16 protein-coding genes and 1 other RNA gene are annotated in these 15,254 nt (G+C 62.6%); 12 read left to right on the forward strand and 5 right to left on the reverse strand.

What is annotated here, in order from left to right; all coding sequences use genetic code 11:
* Window position 1: 1 nt before the first annotated feature.
* Window positions 2–496, reverse strand: coding sequence for a beta-class carbonic anhydrase (locus GJB56_RS04050; RefSeq protein ID WP_019747848.1), 495 nt, complete (start codon window positions 494–496; stop codon window positions 2–4).
* A 133-nt stretch (window positions 497–629) separates the two neighbouring features.
* Here GJB56_RS04050 and prfB point away from each other — a divergent pair, with 133 nt between their 5' ends.
* The 7 genes from prfB to GJB56_RS04085 all read left to right on the forward strand — a co-directional run bounded on the left by prfB (window position 630) and on the right by GJB56_RS04085 (window position 6,280).
* Window positions 630–1,736: a peptide chain release factor 2 gene (prfB, locus tag GJB56_RS04055; RefSeq protein ID WP_003942364.1), complete on the forward strand. Its 1,107-nt coding sequence runs from the start codon at window positions 630–632 to the stop codon at window positions 1,734–1,736.
* 22 nt (window positions 1,737–1,758) lie between these two features.
* A complete protein-coding gene (locus tag GJB56_RS04060; RefSeq protein ID WP_019747849.1) occupies window positions 1,759–2,643 on the forward strand; it encodes a mechanosensitive ion channel family protein in 885 nt (294 codons plus the stop codon).
* Window positions 2,640–3,125 (forward strand): hypothetical protein, encoded by a 486-nt coding sequence (locus GJB56_RS04065; protein ID WP_020907206.1) that lies wholly within the window; start codon window positions 2,640–2,642, stop codon window positions 3,123–3,125. Before GJB56_RS04060 ends, GJB56_RS04065 begins: the two co-directional genes overlap by 4 nt.
* Window positions 3,126–3,196: 71 nt before the next feature.
* Window positions 3,197–3,877: a cell division ATP-binding protein FtsE gene (gene ftsE / locus GJB56_RS04070; RefSeq protein WP_020969258.1), complete on the forward strand. Its 681-nt coding sequence runs from the start codon at window positions 3,197–3,199 to the stop codon at window positions 3,875–3,877.
* Window positions 3,878–3,958: 81 nt separating this feature from the next.
* Complete coding sequence (ftsX, locus tag GJB56_RS04075; protein ID WP_003942367.1) at window positions 3,959–4,864, forward strand: permease-like cell division protein FtsX; 906 nt, start codon at window positions 3,959–3,961, stop codon at window positions 4,862–4,864.
* Window positions 4,865–4,940: 76 nt separating this feature from the next.
* The gene (gene smpB / locus GJB56_RS04080; protein WP_003942330.1) at window positions 4,941–5,414 is read left to right on the forward strand and encodes an SsrA-binding protein SmpB; all 474 of its coding nucleotides are present in this window, start codon (window positions 4,941–4,943) and stop codon (window positions 5,412–5,414) included.
* A 20-nt stretch (window positions 5,415–5,434) separates the two neighbouring features.
* Window positions 5,435–6,280 carry a DMT family transporter gene (locus GJB56_RS04085; protein WP_230091130.1) on the forward strand — a complete coding sequence of 282 codons (846 nt, stop codon included), beginning with the start codon at window positions 5,435–5,437 and terminating at the stop codon, window positions 6,278–6,280.
* Between the two features lie 36 nt (window positions 6,281–6,316).
* Here the strand turns inward: GJB56_RS04085 and GJB56_RS04090 are convergent, their stop codons facing one another.
* Window positions 6,317–6,901 carry a helix-turn-helix domain-containing protein gene (locus GJB56_RS04090; RefSeq protein WP_007731290.1) on the reverse strand — a complete coding sequence of 195 codons (585 nt, stop codon included), beginning with the start codon at window positions 6,899–6,901 and terminating at the stop codon, window positions 6,317–6,319.
* A 65-nt stretch (window positions 6,902–6,966) separates the two neighbouring features.
* Here GJB56_RS04090 and GJB56_RS04095 point away from each other — a divergent pair, with 65 nt between their 5' ends.
* The 3 genes from GJB56_RS04095 (at window position 6,967) to ssrA (ending at window position 9,910) form a co-directional block, all read left to right on the forward strand.
* The gene (locus GJB56_RS04095; protein ID WP_070796273.1) at window positions 6,967–7,914 is read left to right on the forward strand and encodes an NAD(P)/FAD-dependent oxidoreductase; all 948 of its coding nucleotides are present in this window, start codon (window positions 6,967–6,969) and stop codon (window positions 7,912–7,914) included.
* Window positions 7,915–7,934: 20 nt separating this feature from the next.
* Window positions 7,935–9,473: an SDR family oxidoreductase gene (locus tag GJB56_RS04100; protein WP_113682991.1), complete on the forward strand. Its 1,539-nt coding sequence runs from the start codon at window positions 7,935–7,937 to the stop codon at window positions 9,471–9,473.
* 66 nt (window positions 9,474–9,539) lie between these two features.
* Window positions 9,540–9,910, forward strand: a transfer-messenger RNA (tmRNA) gene (gene ssrA, locus GJB56_RS04105).
* Window positions 9,911–9,999: 89 nt separating this feature from the next.
* Here ssrA and GJB56_RS04110 read toward each other — a convergent pair.
* From GJB56_RS04110 to GJB56_RS04120, 3 genes are all read right to left on the reverse strand, one after another.
* Window positions 10,000–10,980 carry an alkaline phosphatase family protein gene (locus tag GJB56_RS04110; RefSeq protein ID WP_092763671.1) on the reverse strand — a complete coding sequence of 327 codons (981 nt, stop codon included), beginning with the start codon at window positions 10,978–10,980 and terminating at the stop codon, window positions 10,000–10,002.
* Window positions 10,981–11,081: 101 nt separating this feature from the next.
* Complete coding sequence (locus GJB56_RS04115; RefSeq protein WP_092763669.1) at window positions 11,082–12,365, reverse strand: HNH endonuclease signature motif containing protein; 1,284 nt, start codon at window positions 12,363–12,365, stop codon at window positions 11,082–11,084.
* 108 nt (window positions 12,366–12,473) lie between these two features.
* The gene (locus GJB56_RS04120; protein ID WP_205318838.1) at window positions 12,474–13,289 is read right to left on the reverse strand and encodes a GNAT family N-acetyltransferase; all 816 of its coding nucleotides are present in this window, start codon (window positions 13,287–13,289) and stop codon (window positions 12,474–12,476) included.
* 53 nt (window positions 13,290–13,342) lie between these two features.
* On the opposite strand from GJB56_RS04120, the gene GJB56_RS04125 reads away from it, so the two are divergent.
* Window positions 13,343–13,975, forward strand: a complete 633-nt coding sequence (locus GJB56_RS04125; protein WP_020969265.1) for an alpha/beta hydrolase — start codon at window positions 13,343–13,345, stop codon at window positions 13,973–13,975.
* Window positions 13,972–15,252: an NAD(P)/FAD-dependent oxidoreductase gene (locus GJB56_RS04130; protein WP_113682990.1), complete on the forward strand. Its 1,281-nt coding sequence runs from the start codon at window positions 13,972–13,974 to the stop codon at window positions 15,250–15,252. Before GJB56_RS04125 ends, GJB56_RS04130 begins: the two co-directional genes overlap by 4 nt.
* Window positions 15,253–15,254 lie beyond the last annotated feature (2 nt).

A 15,254-nucleotide genomic window follows, 5' to 3' on the forward strand; every position in this document is an offset into this window, starting at 1 on the left:
CTCAAACGGGGAGGACTTCGTTCAGCTTTCCGGTGGCGACGTCGAAGACGAATCCGCGTAGGGAGGTCGTCGCGGTGACGAACGGACTGTTCTCGATGCGCTTCAACGACTGACGGACGTCCTCGTCGATGTCGGGGAACGATTCGGCAGCCCAGTTGGGTTTGATGCCGATCTCGTCCTGGATGGATCGCTTGAAGTCGTCGTCGGTGAACGTCAGCATTCCGCAGTCGGTGTGGTGGATGAGGATGATCTCGGTAGTTCCCAGCAGACGCTGGCTGATGGCGAGGGATCGGATCTCGTCGTCGGTGACGACTCCACCCGCATTGCGGATGACGTGCGATTCACCTTCCTGGATCCCCAGCACCCGATAGACGTCGATGCGGGCGTCCATGCAGGCGAGAACGGCAACGTGCTTGCTGGGTGGGAGGGGGAGCGGACCGGTGAACTGCTCGGCGTAGGCGGCGTTGTTCTGCAGGTATTCGTCGGTGACAGTCATCACTCCAGTAGGTTCCCTCGGACCCTGGTTGGCAAGGCTTCCAGTCGCGGTGATCCCAATAGGTGACGCACGGGGGAGCGGACAGGGTGACGCACAGCAGAGCCCAGGTCGGCACCCGGTAGCCTTGAGAACCGTGCATCCCGACGTAATTGCAGACCTGAACGCCCTCGACACCACCCTTCGCACCTGCGAATCGGTTGTGGACGTCGAGGAGCTGCGCCGACGCATCGACGAGCTCGAGCACCAGGCGGCCGACCCCGGTCTGTGGAACGACCAGGAACACGCCCAGCAGGTCACCAGCCAGCTCTCCCACGCCCAGGCGGAGCTTCGCCGCATCGTTGCACTGCGCGAGCGGCTCGACGAGATGCCGATCCTCTACGAACTGGCAGAAGACGAAGGCCCCGACGCGGTGGCCGATGCCGACGCCGAGCGGGCGAGCCTGCGTGACGACATCGCGGCGATGGAAGTCAAGACCATGCTGTCGGGCGAGTACGACGAGCGCGACGCACTCATCAACATCCGCTCCGGCGCCGGCGGAATCGACGCCGCAGACTGGGCCGAGATGCTGATGCGTATGTACATCCGCTGGGCAGAGAAGCACGACTACGGCGTCGAGGTCTACGACACGTCGTACGCCGAAGAAGCCGGACTCAAGAGCGCGACGTTCGCGATCAAGGGCCCGTACACCTACGGAACGCTGTCCGTCGAGATGGGCACCCACCGGCTCGTCCGAATCAGCCCGTTCGACAACCAGGGGCGTCGCCAGACGTCGTTCGCCGAGGTCGAGGTCCTGCCGGTCGTCGAGACGACCGACCACATCGAGATCAACGAGAACGACATCCGCGTCGACGTCTACCGCTCGTCCGGTCCGGGTGGTCAGTCCGTGAACACCACTGACTCCGCCGTTCGACTCACACACATCCCGACGGGAATCGTCGTCACCTGTCAGAACGAGAAGTCGCAGCTCCAGAACAAGGTGTCGGCGATGCGCGTCCTGCAGGCCAAGCTGCTCGCGGTCAAGCGTCAGGAAGAGCGCGCCGAGATGGATGCGCTCAAGGGCGACAGCGGCAGCTCGTGGGGCAACCAGATGCGTTCCTACGTTCTGCATCCGTACCAGATGGTCAAGGACCTGCGTACCGAGTACGAGGTCAACAACCCGTCGGCAGTGCTCGACGGCGACATCGACGGGTTCCTCGAGGCCGGCATCCGCTGGCGCATGAGCGAGAACCAGTCCGCATAGCGTTCGGATACCGAAAGGCACGATGACTTTACTTCGACCTGGGCAGAACCTGCTCGATTGGCTTCAAACCACCGGTTTGTCCGTCCTCATGACCGTGCTCGGCGCGATGATTCTCGCCCGGTTGGTCAGTTGGGGCGGCAACAAGGTCACCGACCAGATCGACTCCAACTATCAGTTGGGCGATGCGCTGGTTCGCTCCGAGGCGACCAAGCATCGCCACTCGGTCGCGCAGGTCATCACCTGGGTGGTCATCACGTTCATCTACGTGATCGCGACGCTGAAGGTTCTCGACCAACTGAACTTGCCGATCGGAAGTCTGGTGGCGCCGGCGACTGTGCTCGGTGCGGCGCTCGGTTTCGGTGCACAGCGCGTCGTGCAGGACATTCTTGCCGGTTTCTTCATCATCACCGAACGCCAGTACGGCTTCGGTGACACCGTCCGGCTTGCGATCACCGGCTCCTCCGACGACGCCGAAGGTGTCATCGAGGACGTGACCCTGCGCGTGACGCGGATGAGAAACTCCGACGGCGAGGTCATCACCGTTCCCAACGGCCAGATCGTGAAAGCGACCAACCTGTCCAAGGACTGGGCACGCGCCGTCATCGACGTTCCGGTTCCGGCGACTGCCGACCTCACCCGGGTCAACGAGGTACTTCGTCAGGTCGGAGTCGACGCGATGGCTGACCGTGGACTCAAGAAACTGCTGCTCGACGAGCCCACTGTCATGGGCGTCGAAAGCCTCGAGGTCGATCAGGTCAACGTGCGGATGGTTGCGCGCACGCTGCCTGGCAAACAATTCCAGGTCGGGCGAGCACTTCGTGTCCGCGTCGCCGCAGCACTGCGACGTCAGGGGATCACGGTGTCACCGGATCTGCACACCGCACGGACCGAGGAGGCGAGCGAATGACCGATCAGGAACCGCGCCGCGGACTCGACCGCCTGATTCACCTGGACTGGCTTCCGTCACGGATCTTCGGTGGCCGGATGCGCACCTCGACGTTCATTCTCGTGGTCGCCTGGATCCTCACGTATCTGCTGCACACGTACCTCAATCCGGAAGAAACGGCAGCAAACCCGCCGCCGAGCGTCGACACGTCGCAGACCGAGCCGTACGTCGCGCCTTCGGTCAAACAACCGTCGACGACGACCCCCGTGCCGTCCTCGACCGAGCAGACGACCACCTCCGAGGCTCCGTCCTCGGAATCGAGTACGGGCAGCTCCGGTTCTCCGACGCCGACTTCTGGTCCAGCGCCTGCTCCGGGAAACGCCGAACAGTCTGCGACCACAGTGCCGACGACTCCTGCGACGACGACCGTCCCGCAACCTGGCGCGGCAATGCAGGCACCGACGTCGGTGCCACAGTCACCTGCGACCACCGGTACCGGATAAGGACGAGGGTGCTCGCGCGTGGCGCCAAGGTCACCGTTAGATAACGGCTAGACTGGCTAGTTGTGATCAGCATGAAGAATGTGTCGAAGTCCTACAAGGCCTCCACCAGGCCGGCGCTCGACAAAGTCAGCGTGGAGGTGGAGAAGGGGGAGTTCGTCTTCCTCATCGGCCCCTCCGGCTCTGGCAAGTCGACGTTCATGCGGTTGCTGCTCAAGATGGAGTCGCCCACGTCCGGTGACATCGAGGTCGCGGATTTCCACGTCAACAAGTTGGCGGCCCGCCGCGTGCCGAAGCTTCGCCAAAGCATGGGTTGTGTTTTCCAGGACTTCCGCCTGCTTCAGCAGAAGACGGTGTCCGAGAACGTCGCCTTTGCGTTGGAAGTCATCGGCAAACCCCGCAACGTCATCGCGCGCACTGTGCCCGAGGTTCTCGACATGGTCGGTCTGGCCGGCAAAGCCGATCGACTGCCCACCGAACTCTCCGGCGGTGAGCAGCAGCGCGTCGCCATCGCCCGCGCATTCGTGAACCGCCCGCTCGTGCTGCTCGCCGACGAGCCCACCGGCAACCTGGACCCCGAAACGAGCCAGGACATCATGTTGCTGCTCGAGCGGATCAACCGCACAGGCACCACCGTCGTGATGGCGACCCACGATCACCACATCGTCGACTCCATGCGTCGACGCGTCATCGAACTCGATCTCGGCAAGGTGACCAGAGACGAAGCGCGGGGTGTGTACGGCGTCGGCAGGTAGCGCCGACTACGACCACACGTCCCGTACGCCCACCGGTTGTCGTGAAACAACCGGCCTCTCGAAAAGGAATCGGATTCCCCGATGCGCGCCAGCTTTATTTTCAGCGAAGTCCTGACCGGCCTACGCCGCAACATCACGATGACCATCGCCATGATCTTGACGACGGCGATCTCCCTCGGTCTCTTCGGCGGTGGTCTGCTGGTCGTGCAGATGGCAGGCAAGACCCAGCAGATCTTCCTCGAACGCGTCGAGGTGCAGATCTTCCTGACCGACGACATCTCTTCGGCTGATCCCGGTTGCGAGCAGGAGATCTGCAGTTCGTTGCGCAAGGAACTCGAGCAGACTCCGTCCGTCGTCGCGGTTCAGTACCTCAACCGCGAAGACGCCGTGAAGGACGCCACCGAGCGCGTGTTCAAGGACCAGCCCGAGCTGGCAGCGCTGGTGAGCCCGGACAGCTTCCCGGCGTCGTTCAAGGTCAAGCTCAGTGACCCGGAGCGTTTCGGCGTCATCAACGACACCTTCGGTTCGAGGCCCGGCGTCGAGAGTGTGCTCAATCAGCGCGAGTTGGTGGACCGACTGTTCAGCGTGCTCGGTGGAGTGCGCAACGCAGCGTTCGCGATCGCGATCGTCCAGGCGATCGCGGCCATCCTGCTGATCGCCAACATGGTCCAGATCGCCGCGTTCACGCGTCGTACCGAGGTCAACATCATGCGGTTGGTCGGCGCGACGCGGTGGTACACCCAGCTTCCGTTCCTCCTCGAAGCCGTCGTGGCGGCCTTGATCGGTGCGGTGCTCGCCATTGCCGGACTGTTCACGGCGAAGAACGTCTTCATCGACGGGGTCCTGTCCGATGTCTACGAAGCCAACATCGTGGCGCGGATCTCCAACAGTGACGTGCTGTTCGTCTCGCCGATCCTCGTGCTTGCCGGCGTTGGAATGGCCGCGGTGACGGCGTACGTGACACTGCGTCTGTACGTCCGCGAATAATCGGTTTGCACGAGCTTCTATGCTGGAACAGCAAGAACCATTCGACAGCAAGACAGCGGACTGAGAGGCCCGGACAGTGAAGGAAAAGGGCCGCAAGGTCATTGCGACCAATCGCAAAGCACGCCACAACTACACGATCATCGACACCTACGAGGCCGGTATCGCGCTCGTCGGGACCGAGGTCAAGAGTCTGCGTGAAGGCAAGGCGTCGCTCGTCGATGCGTTCGCCACCGTGGACAACGGCGAAGTGTGGTTGCGCTCGTTGCACATTCCGGAGTACACGCAAGGCACGTGGAACAACCACTCTCCGCGCCGCACCCGAAAGCTCCTGCTGCACAAGCGTGAGATCGAGCACCTCGTCGGCAAGACCCGCGAGGGAAACCAGACACTGGTTCCGCTGTCGATGTACTTCAACGACGGCAAGGTCAAGGTCGAACTCGCGCTGGCAAAGGGTAAGCAGGACTACGACAAGCGCCAGGACATGGCCAAGCGGACCGCCGAGCGCGAGGTGACCCGCGAGCTCGGTCGTCGTATCAAGGGCATGCGCTGACCTCCATCCTGCTTGCCCTCGTGGCGGCAGTTGCCTACGGAGTCAGCGACTTCGTCGGGGGAGTTGCATCACGACGAGTTGCCGCACTGCGTGTGGTGATCGTCTCGTATCCGCTCTCGCTCGTCATCGTTCTGATCGCAGCACCTTTCGTTTCCGGGACGCTGACGCTGAACGGTTTGATCTGGGGCGCGATCGCGGGCGTCACGAGTGGTCTGGCGGTGTGGTGGTTCTATCTCGCGCTGGCAACTGGTCCCATGTCGGTGGTCTCGCCGCTGACAGCTGTTCTGGTGGCGGGTATTCCGGTCCTCGTCGGATTCGCATTCGGTGAGCGGCCGGGGTTGATCGCGTACCTGGGTATTGCCGTCGCGCTGGTCGCCGTCGTCCTGGTCAGCCGCGAGTCGCCTGACGACACCGCGGGTGAGGTCGCCGGCGGAATCACTCTCCGCTTCACCAGGCAAGTGGCGCTTCTGACCGTCGGAAGCGGTGGCGCATTTGCTCTCTCGTTCATCGCACTTCACCAGATCGGCGAGGGCAGCGGGCTGTGGGCGTTGGCCGTATCTCGCGGCGCCGCGACCGTCGTGGTGTGGTTGGTCGCGCTGGCGGCCGGTCACTTCGTTCTCCCACGAGGCGAGCCACTCAAACTCGCGGTGTACGTCAGCGTCCTCGACGTCGTCGCGAACGGGACGATGATCTACGCCTTCCAAGGCGGAATGCTCTCACTGGTCAGCGTGATCGGTTCGCTGAATCCGGCTGCGACGGTTCTGCTCGCCATGGTGATGCTGGGCGAGCGAGTAAGCCGCGTGCAACAAGCGGGAATGCTGTTGGCGCTGGCGGCAGTCGGCATGATTGCCGTCGCGGGCGCCTAGATTCTTTCGAGTTCCAGCGTTTTCAGTCCTAGTGTTTCAGCCGCGTCTGTCGGCCGGCGCTGCGCGTAGGTGAACACGCTCGCCCTGTTTCCCGAAGAGACTGATCGCCTCCGCAGGTCGGCCGTCGGCAGCGCTGATGCGGTGCGGAATGTGGGTGTCGAACTCGGCGGCCTCACCTGCCCCCATGATGAAATCTCGGTCGCCGAGTTGGAGTCGGATGCGCCCGGACAGAACGTAGACCCACTCGTAGCCCTCGTGGGATCCCGGTTCGCGATCGTCGTCGGTGGGGGAGATGATCATCTTGTAGGCCTGGAGGTTGCCGGGCTGACTGGTCAGCGGAATGACCGTCATGCATCCGACCGTTCGCGGTTCTTCTCGAACGCGGGGGTCCTTGATCTTGCTGTTCACCAGGTCGTCCAACGGGACGCCGTGTGCCTTGGCGATCGGCAGCAGCAACTCCAAGTTGGCTCGGCGAGTACCGGATTCGAGTCTCGAGAGTGTGCTTACGCTGATGTCGGTGGTCTCCGACAGGTCGGCCAGGGTCATGTCGGACTGCTGGCGCAACGCACGTAGGCGAGGGCCGATGCCGGCTAGAACGGCTTCGAACGATGTTTCGGTCATGGATCTATTTTGCCAAAGTGGCAACAGTGTTTGTCAAGAACGCGATCTCTTGTCATTCTGGATTCATGACGCAGAACTCATTCGACGTAGCAGTAATCGGAGCCGGCGCGGCGGGGCTGAACGCCGCACTCATCCTTGGTCAGGCACGCAGGTCCGTGATCGTCTTCGACAACGGATCACCACGGAACGCGGCCGCCGATCACATGAACGGATTCCTCTCCCGCGACGGCATGAACCCCGCCGAATTGTTGACCATCGGCCGAGGTGAGGTCCGCAAATTCGGCGGCGAGTTCCATGACGGCACCGTTGTCTCCGTGACACGGGACGGCGAGAAATTCTCGGTAGAACTGGCTGACGGCAGCAAGATTCAGGTGCGCAAGGTCCTCGTTGCAACGGGTCTGACGGACCGCCTGCCGGACGAACTCGAAGTCTTCGGCGAGCGTTGGGGCCGCGACGTGTTGCACTGCCCGTACTGCCACGGGTACAGCGTGCGCGATCAGCCGCTTGGCGTGATGGCCAAGAGCGCGGAATTTGCGATGCACCAGGCCCTCATGGTTCGCCAGTGGTCCGACGACGTAGTTCTCTTCCTCCATCGAATCACCGAACTGAGTTCCGAAGATCGGGAAAAGCTTGCAGCTCGCGATATTTCGATCGTCGAGGGTGAGATCGCTGGTCCCGTCGTCGAGGATGATCGGTTGGTGGGCGTGCGGTTGGCCGACGGCACTGTGGTCGCGCGTTCGGCGGTCTTTGTCGGTGGCGCTCTCACGATGGACCCCAACGATGCGATCTTGCGCGCGTTCGGCGCGCAGCGCGCTGAGACGATGATGGGCGATTTCGTCACAGTCGACATGATGGGGGCGACGAGCGTGCCCGGCGTGTTCGCTGCGGGCAACGTCGTCGACCCGGGTGCCCAGGTCATCATGGCCGCAGCCGCCGGGGCGAAGGCTGGAGCGGGGATCAACATGATGTTGACCAACGACGACCTCGAGGTTGCACTCGCGCTTCGCAGTTGAATTGTGCGTAGCGTGGGGTGATGGACGCAGTGAGAGTGTTGATCACGGGTGCGACCGGATACATCGGCGGACGTCTTGCCCCTCGTCTGGTCGAAGAGGGCCATCGCGTTCGAGTGGTGGTGCGCAGCCCGGAGAAACTACGCGATGTTCCCTGGCATGATTCCGTGGAGATCAAGCGTGGGGATCTGACCGACAGTGCCTCCCTCTCAGGTGTTTTCGACGATATCGACGTGGTCTACTACCTCGTTCACGCCATGGGCGGTGGAGGGTCGTTCTCGGATATCGACAAGCGAAGCGCGGAGAACGTCGTCGCCGCTGCCCGCGATGCGGGGGTGCGCCGGATCGTCTACCTGGGCGGGCTTCATCCGTCCGACCGAGAGTTGTCGACTCACTTGCAGTCTCGGCTCGAAGTCGGTCGGATCCTCCTCGACTCCGAGGTTCCGACCGTTGTATTTCAAGCTGGGGTGGTGATCGGATCGGGTTCGGCGTCCTTCGAAATGGTGCGCCACTTGACCAATCGACTTCCGGTGATGACCACACCCAAGTGGGTGCACAACAACATTCAGCCGATCGCGGTGCGTGACGTACTCCACTATTTGATCGCAGCCGCGGCGACAACACCGGAGGTCAACCGCGCCTTCGACATCGGTGGGCCAGATGTCATGCAGTACGGCGAGATGATGAACACCTACGCCGACGTCGCAGGATTGGTACGCCGACGCATCCTCGTCTTGCCCGTCCTCACCCCGCGTCTGGCAGGTCACTGGGTGGGATTGGTCACGCCGATCCCGCGGGGCTTGGCGATGCCACTGATCGAATCACTGCAGAACGACGCGGTGATGCACAACCACGACATCGACGACTTCATCCCGCCTCCGGCCGGTGGCCTCACACCGTACCGGGAAGCTGTGCGTTTGGCGCTTCGCAAGATCGAGACCGGTGAGGTGGAGACGGCGTGGTCCGGTGCGACGATCGCGGGAGCGCCGTCCGATCCTCTTCCGTCCGACCCGGACTGGGCAGGGGAGGCAGTTTACGTAGACCACCGCGAACGTGACTGTGCTGCGGATCCGAAAACCCTCTGGTCGGTCGTCGAGTCGATCGGCGGCGAGAATGGTTGGTATTCATTCCCTTTGGCGTGGGCCATCCGGGGGTGGATGGACCGCGCGGTCGGCGGGGTCGGACTGCGCCGGGGTAGGCGGGATCCACGTCGGCTCAACACCGGTGAAGCCCTGGACTTCTGGCGGGTCGAAGAAATCGATCGAGGCAAGTTGCTCCGATTGCGCGCCGAGATGAAGGTCCCGGGCGGAGCATGGTTGGAGTTGCGAGTGTCGGAAGGTCCGGCGGGTGCGGATGGACGGCCGGTGGGTTCGCATCTCGATCAGCGTGCGGTCTTCTTCCCGCGCGGGCTCGCCGGCCGGGCGTACTGGTACTCGATCCTGCCTTTCCACGGAGTTGTCTTCCAGGGGATGATCACCAACATCACCGGTGCTGCAGAGCGTGAGACCGCAGCTATCAGGGAATCAGCTGCGGCGAAGGACACGGAAAGTGCCGCCGATTAATTGGTATGACTTCCGAACTTCGGCGCGTTATAGTGAATAGCCCCACGAAAGACGCGGGGCACACACGGGGCTGAACGGTTTCGACTGCGTGTGTTGAGTTAGGGGAAGCGTGTCGGTGCAGGCAAGAGACCACCGTAAGCGTCGCTGCAAACCTATAAGCGCCGATTCCAATCAGCGCGACTACGCTCTCGCTGCCTAAGTAGCGAAGCGTGTCTGTCAGCCCGGGGTTGCCCTCGACCCGGTTCCTGGCATCAGCTAGAGGGCTTTACTGTTCGGCTCGGTCACGGAGTCGAATGGGACATCAAACAGTGACTGGGATCGTCATCCTGGCTTGTTCGCGAGACTGGGAGATCCAAGTAGAGACTTAGCGAACTGCACACGGAGAAGCCCTAGCGATTCAACGTAGGACCCGGGTTCAATTCCCGGCAGCTCCACAACAGGTCGGGCCGGAGAGCACACGCTCTCCGGCCCGACCTTTTTGCGGTCTTGCTGCGGCACTCTGCTGAGCGCCCGGGTCTTCTTGCGATCAGGAGCCGAAGAATCCCAGGTCGACCGAGCCGACGAAGCCGGGAGCTTCCTTGGCCAGCGGCTTTCCGTCCAGATCGGCAGGCAATGCAACGCCCAGGCTTTGGAGGATGGTCGGCGTGATGTCGGCGATCGTGTACGCGTCGGTGGTCTTGCCGGCCGCGTATCCCGCACCGCGTGCAATGACGAATGTCGTTGCTTCCGCCGGCGTCTGGCCACCGTGCCCTCCAGCAGGCTTGTGGCCGTGATCCGCAGTGACCAGAACCGTCCACTTCTCACCGGTCTTCGCGGCGCGTTGATCAACGGCATCGACAATCTTGCCCACCTGAGCGTCGACCGAGGCAATGGACTCTTCGTACGCAGCGCCGTCGGTGCCGCCGCTGTGCCCCGCGCCGTCCACCTGATCGAGTTGGGTGAAGATCAGGTCAGGTCCCTTGTCGGTGATGTCGCGGGCGACGGCGTCAGCGGTCGCAGCATCGGTGGCCGCTCCGGAACCTGCATCGGCAGTGGTGACGACAACGTCGGCTTTCGGCGTGCCGCTGGATGCGATGTTGTCGATGCCGCCCCAGGTGGAGATCGACTCGGTGAGCAGAGAGGGCTGTGCTGTTTCCAACCGTGTGAACACGCTCGGGTAGAGGTCGAAGCGGGCGCCTGCGTACGTGTTGTCCTTGACACCGTGCTTGGTGTCCCAGACGCCGGTCAGGATGGTCGACCACGACGGTCCGGAGATGGTGGTGTGGCCGAGGATGGAAGATTCTCCGCTGGTTCCTTCGGCGATCAGCTTCTGGAGACGGGGAGCGTCTGCGGTCTTGATGTGGCTGAGCATGGTGCCGTCAAGGCCGATGACAACTGTCTTCTCGGCGGCCGACGGATTGAGGTCGGACGATCCGGGAATTGCTGCAGCAGTTGCAGTTCCGGCAGCAACAGCGCCGGCGAGGAGGAGTGTGATAGCGGCTGAGGTGCGTGCGATTTTCTTGGTCACGCTAAAGATATTGCGATAGGACTAGACCAATTGCACTACCTGAATGCGAGGGTTGTCCGATTGTTCACGACGGATTCAGATTGGACTAGACCAATGTTTGCTCACGCAGCCCAGCCGTCAAGGGTGACGCTGACCGCGTGATCGAGGTGGAGGGGCTCTCCGCTCCACGCCGGTACGATCGCGTCGTCGGGTACGTCTCCGCGCAATAGGTCATCGGCGAACCCCTCTGTTGGCGGTGCTGGGTCGATGACGTCTCCATTGGCGTAGTGGAACTCGAACTTCTGCTCGCCGAGTGCAGAGATCGTGAACTTGCCGTCGTGCAGCGCGCGGTGGCAGGTACCGCAAAGCATGATCAAATTGTCCAAGTCCGTATTGCCGCCGCGTCCCCAGAATTTCACGTGATGTGCGTGCAGGAAGCGGGTCCGTCCGCATCCTGGTGTGCGGCAGCATCCGTCGCGGTAGTTCAATGCCAACATTTGTTTAGCGCTGACGACGCGAGTCCGCCGACCTAGATTCAGAACGCATCCTTCCTTGGTCGTTCCCAGGCGAAGCTTGGCGTTGCAGAGCACTTCCTCAGCGGCATTTTGAGGCAATGCGGGTCCGCTCGGCACTCGGACGGTGTTCGCTTCGTGGAAGAACACAACTTCGTTCGCGGCGGCCTTGGGCGTGCGGTCCGTGACTGCGGCGGTGGCGAGCTCTGCCATCGCGACGAGACCTGGCCCGATATTTCCGACCGGGTTCTTTGCGGCCTTCTCGTCGACGGGGCGGATGGCGGCGATTCGGGTGCGTTCACGTTCCGCCACAGATAACGCTGCGAGGATTCGGGCGCCGTCCTGCGCAGGCAGGCGTCCTTTGATGACAAATTCGCCCGTATCCGGGTCCCAATGCCAGCGGACCTGAAGATGTTCGACCGCTTTGGTTTTGCCGGATTCGTTGTCGGTTGCTTTACGCAGACCTGCGGCGAGACGATCGATCTGGGCTGCGGGCGCCTCACATCCGAACCGAACCATCTGCTTTTCGTTGGAGGGCGTGGTGACCCGGGTGAGGGCGCGAACCTTCGAGTAGGACAGGCGGCCTTGCTCGAAGGCCTTCCGCATCTCGGGCAAAGGTCGGAGCGCTTTGGCGACGCGAACGTATTCACGGCCGGTGTGCAGGCTCATTCCGCACTTCCACGACAACCAGTGGGCGCACGAGTGAAGTCCCGGACCGGTCCATCCGCGGTCTTCGTCGAATTTCGACAGGAGGGTAAGGAATCGAGCCGTGGCCGCGGCGATCTGGCCGGCGAGGGCGCAGATTTCCGAGCCGAGCTGATCCACGTCGTCTCGGGCGGAACCCTGCGTTTCTTCATCGATCAGTGGTGCGTTCTCGGTTAATGCTGCGTTCATGGTTGCCCCCCGGCTCGCGTCCGACATCATTTCGAATGTACGTTCGATGGTAGATGTGGGTGCCGACACCTTCACGGATACGGGGTGAAAGCGTCCCCGCGGGGACGTCTAACTGCTTCCGATCGAGTACTCGGTGTAGGTGCCGACATCGTCGAAGCCGAGGTTTCGATAGAGCTGTGCGCCGTCGCTGGACGCCTGAAGAACTGCTGTTCGGGCACCTCGCTCGCGGGCGATGTCGAGTGCGGCAAGGGTGACCGCCGAGCCGAATCCGCGTCGGCGAGCCGTTTCGAGTGTGACGACGCCATACAGTCCGGCGACGCCGGCGGCAAAGTGGACCTCGGCTCCGGCGACAGGCTGGGAGTTCGCGTACCCCACGACAAACGAACTCCGCGAACGCTCATCGAGGGCGGCATCAGCGGTGTCTTCGAAGAATCCAATTACTGCGGCTGAGGGCGGCGACCAGTTGGCGGCCATCACGGCGGCATAGTCGGCGAGCTGGGTACGAGTAGTCACCCGATGAACGGAGAGTTCTGGGACAGGCGTCGGATGAGGGACGACGTCAAGGTCCGCCGTCATCGCTCGTTCTTCCTCGGAGCGCACGCAGCCGAGGGCGGACAGGCGAGCCCCGAGGTCAGAGGGATTATCGCGGGGTCCGGTCCACCAGGAGAACGGACGTCCGGTTGCTCGAATCGAGGCGAGGATGTCGATCAGTCGCCGATCTTCGGGCCCGTCGGCAGGTACGGCGAAGCGAGCACCAGCGATGATGTTGAAAGTGTCGTCGGCGAGGCCGCTGTCTGCGACGACAACGTCCGCAGTGACCGTGACCGATGCAGTCGGCAAGTGTTCATGCAGGTGGCAGGCATGGGAAACCAAGTTGGCGTCCATGGCGTCGAGGACGTCACCGACGAGTGCTTCACGATTCACAAAAGAAATTCTACGAACCCCATCCAAATGGTTTTCGGCTCCGAATGCCATGCATGACGCCCAACCGACGGCAACAGCAGGACGGTGACCAGCACCTGGTGGTGCTCGTGCTGCCTGGAGGAAAGGTCTCGAGCCATCGCCCGGCTCGCGCCTGGCATCTGTCCAACCTTCGGATGCGCCCGTTCACCGCTCAGCTTCGCCGCTCCGGTGTGAGAGCGGTGCAGGCTCGCTATCGGGTGCGTGGTTGGAACGGTGCCGAGCGCAGTCCGGTCGCTGACGCTCGAGCCGCACTCGACGCGATAACGAAACGTAATGCACAAGCTCGGGTGATTTTGCTGGGCCACTCGATGGGCGGACGGGTCGCCGCCGAACTGTGTGGCGATCCGGCGGTGGTCGGTGTGGTTGCGCTGGCGCCGTGGTGGCCCGATGGAACGTCGGTGAATCTGCGTTCGGACACACCACTGGTTGTGCTCCACGGCACGGCCGACTCGTGGACCGACCCGGCAGCGTCTCGTCGGAAAGTTGACGAACTGCAGAAGTCGGGTAAGAGCGCTGAATGGATCGGCATCGGCGGCGCAGGCCACTTCATGCTCCGTCGGGCGGCGACCTGGCATCGCCTCGTCGCGGATGCAATCGCACGAATGAGTCGCGGGGTAGCCGCAACAAAGATGGGAGAACGACGATGAGTTCCGACAAGCGCAAGGTGGCCGTCGTCGGTAGTGGTGTCGCAGGTCTGACAGCGGCGTGGGTGCTCAGTAAGGACAGTGACGTCACCCTCTACGAAGCGGATTCACGGCTCGGCGGGCACGCGGACACCCATTCGGTCACCGACCCGGAAGGGCGAAGCCTCGCCATCGACACGGGGTTCATCGTTCACAACGAACGCACCTATCCGACATTGTTGCGATTGTTCGCAGAACTCGATGTGCCTACGCAGGAATCCGACATGAGTATGTCGGTCAGGTGTGGGGGTTGCGGTCTCGAGTACTCGGGAGGCCAAGGGTTGCGCGGCGTTCTCCCGACGCCGGGGCTCCTTGTCAACGGCAGCTTTCTGTCGATGTTGATGGAGGTCAAGCGCTTCCATCGCCGTGCCCGCGCTCTGCTCGACAACACGGATCCGTCGGCACCCGACCAGACACTGGGAGTGTTTCTGCGCAGCGGCCGGTTCTCCGACTACTTCACCGCTCACTTCATGACTCCGCTCGTGTCGGCAGTCTGGTCGTGTGATCCCGGCTCGGCGCTGAAGTATCCCGCGCGGTACCTGTTCTCGTTCCTCGATCACCACGGAATGCTGAGCGTCACTGGATCGCCGACCTGGCGAACAGTCACCGGTGGATCGGGCGAATACGTTCGTCTCGTCGCCAAAAGTATCGGGGATATCCGCCTGAACACGCCAGTTCGCGCCGTCCACCGGTTCGACGATCGCGTCGACATTCGTGACGGCGACGACCAGATCCAGACCTTCGACGCAGTTGTGGTCGCAACGCATCCGCAGCAAGCACTGAAGATTTTGGCGGATCCGACGCCTGCCGAATCCCAGGTCCTCGGCGCAATGCCGTACTCCGTCAACCACACCCAACTTCACACGGACGAAAATGTGCTGCCCGGCAACACCAATGCGCGCGCGTCGTGGAACTACTACATCCCTGAATGCAACGCGAAGCCGGATCACGTTCTGGTCAGCTACGACATGACGAGGTTGCAGCGGCTGCCGGAGACCGGTCGGCGCTACCTGGTGACGTTGGGGGGAGACGAAATGGTGTCCCCGGACTCGGTGATCGATCAGATGACCTACGAGCATCCGCAGTACACACCCACCTCCGTCGCCGCTCAAGCGCGGCTTTCCGAGTTGGACTCGGACGTGCTCGCGTTTGCCGGTGCATACCACGGATGGGGTTTCCACGAGGACGGTGCACTGTCTGGCCTGCGCGCCGCCGAACGCGTCGGAGGTCGGTGGCCGTGACC

The sequence above is a fragment of the Rhodococcus sp. AQ5-07 genome (assembly GCF_009707305.1).
GTDB classification, from domain to species: domain Bacteria; phylum Actinomycetota; class Actinomycetes; order Mycobacteriales; family Mycobacteriaceae; genus Rhodococcus_F; species Rhodococcus_F erythropolis.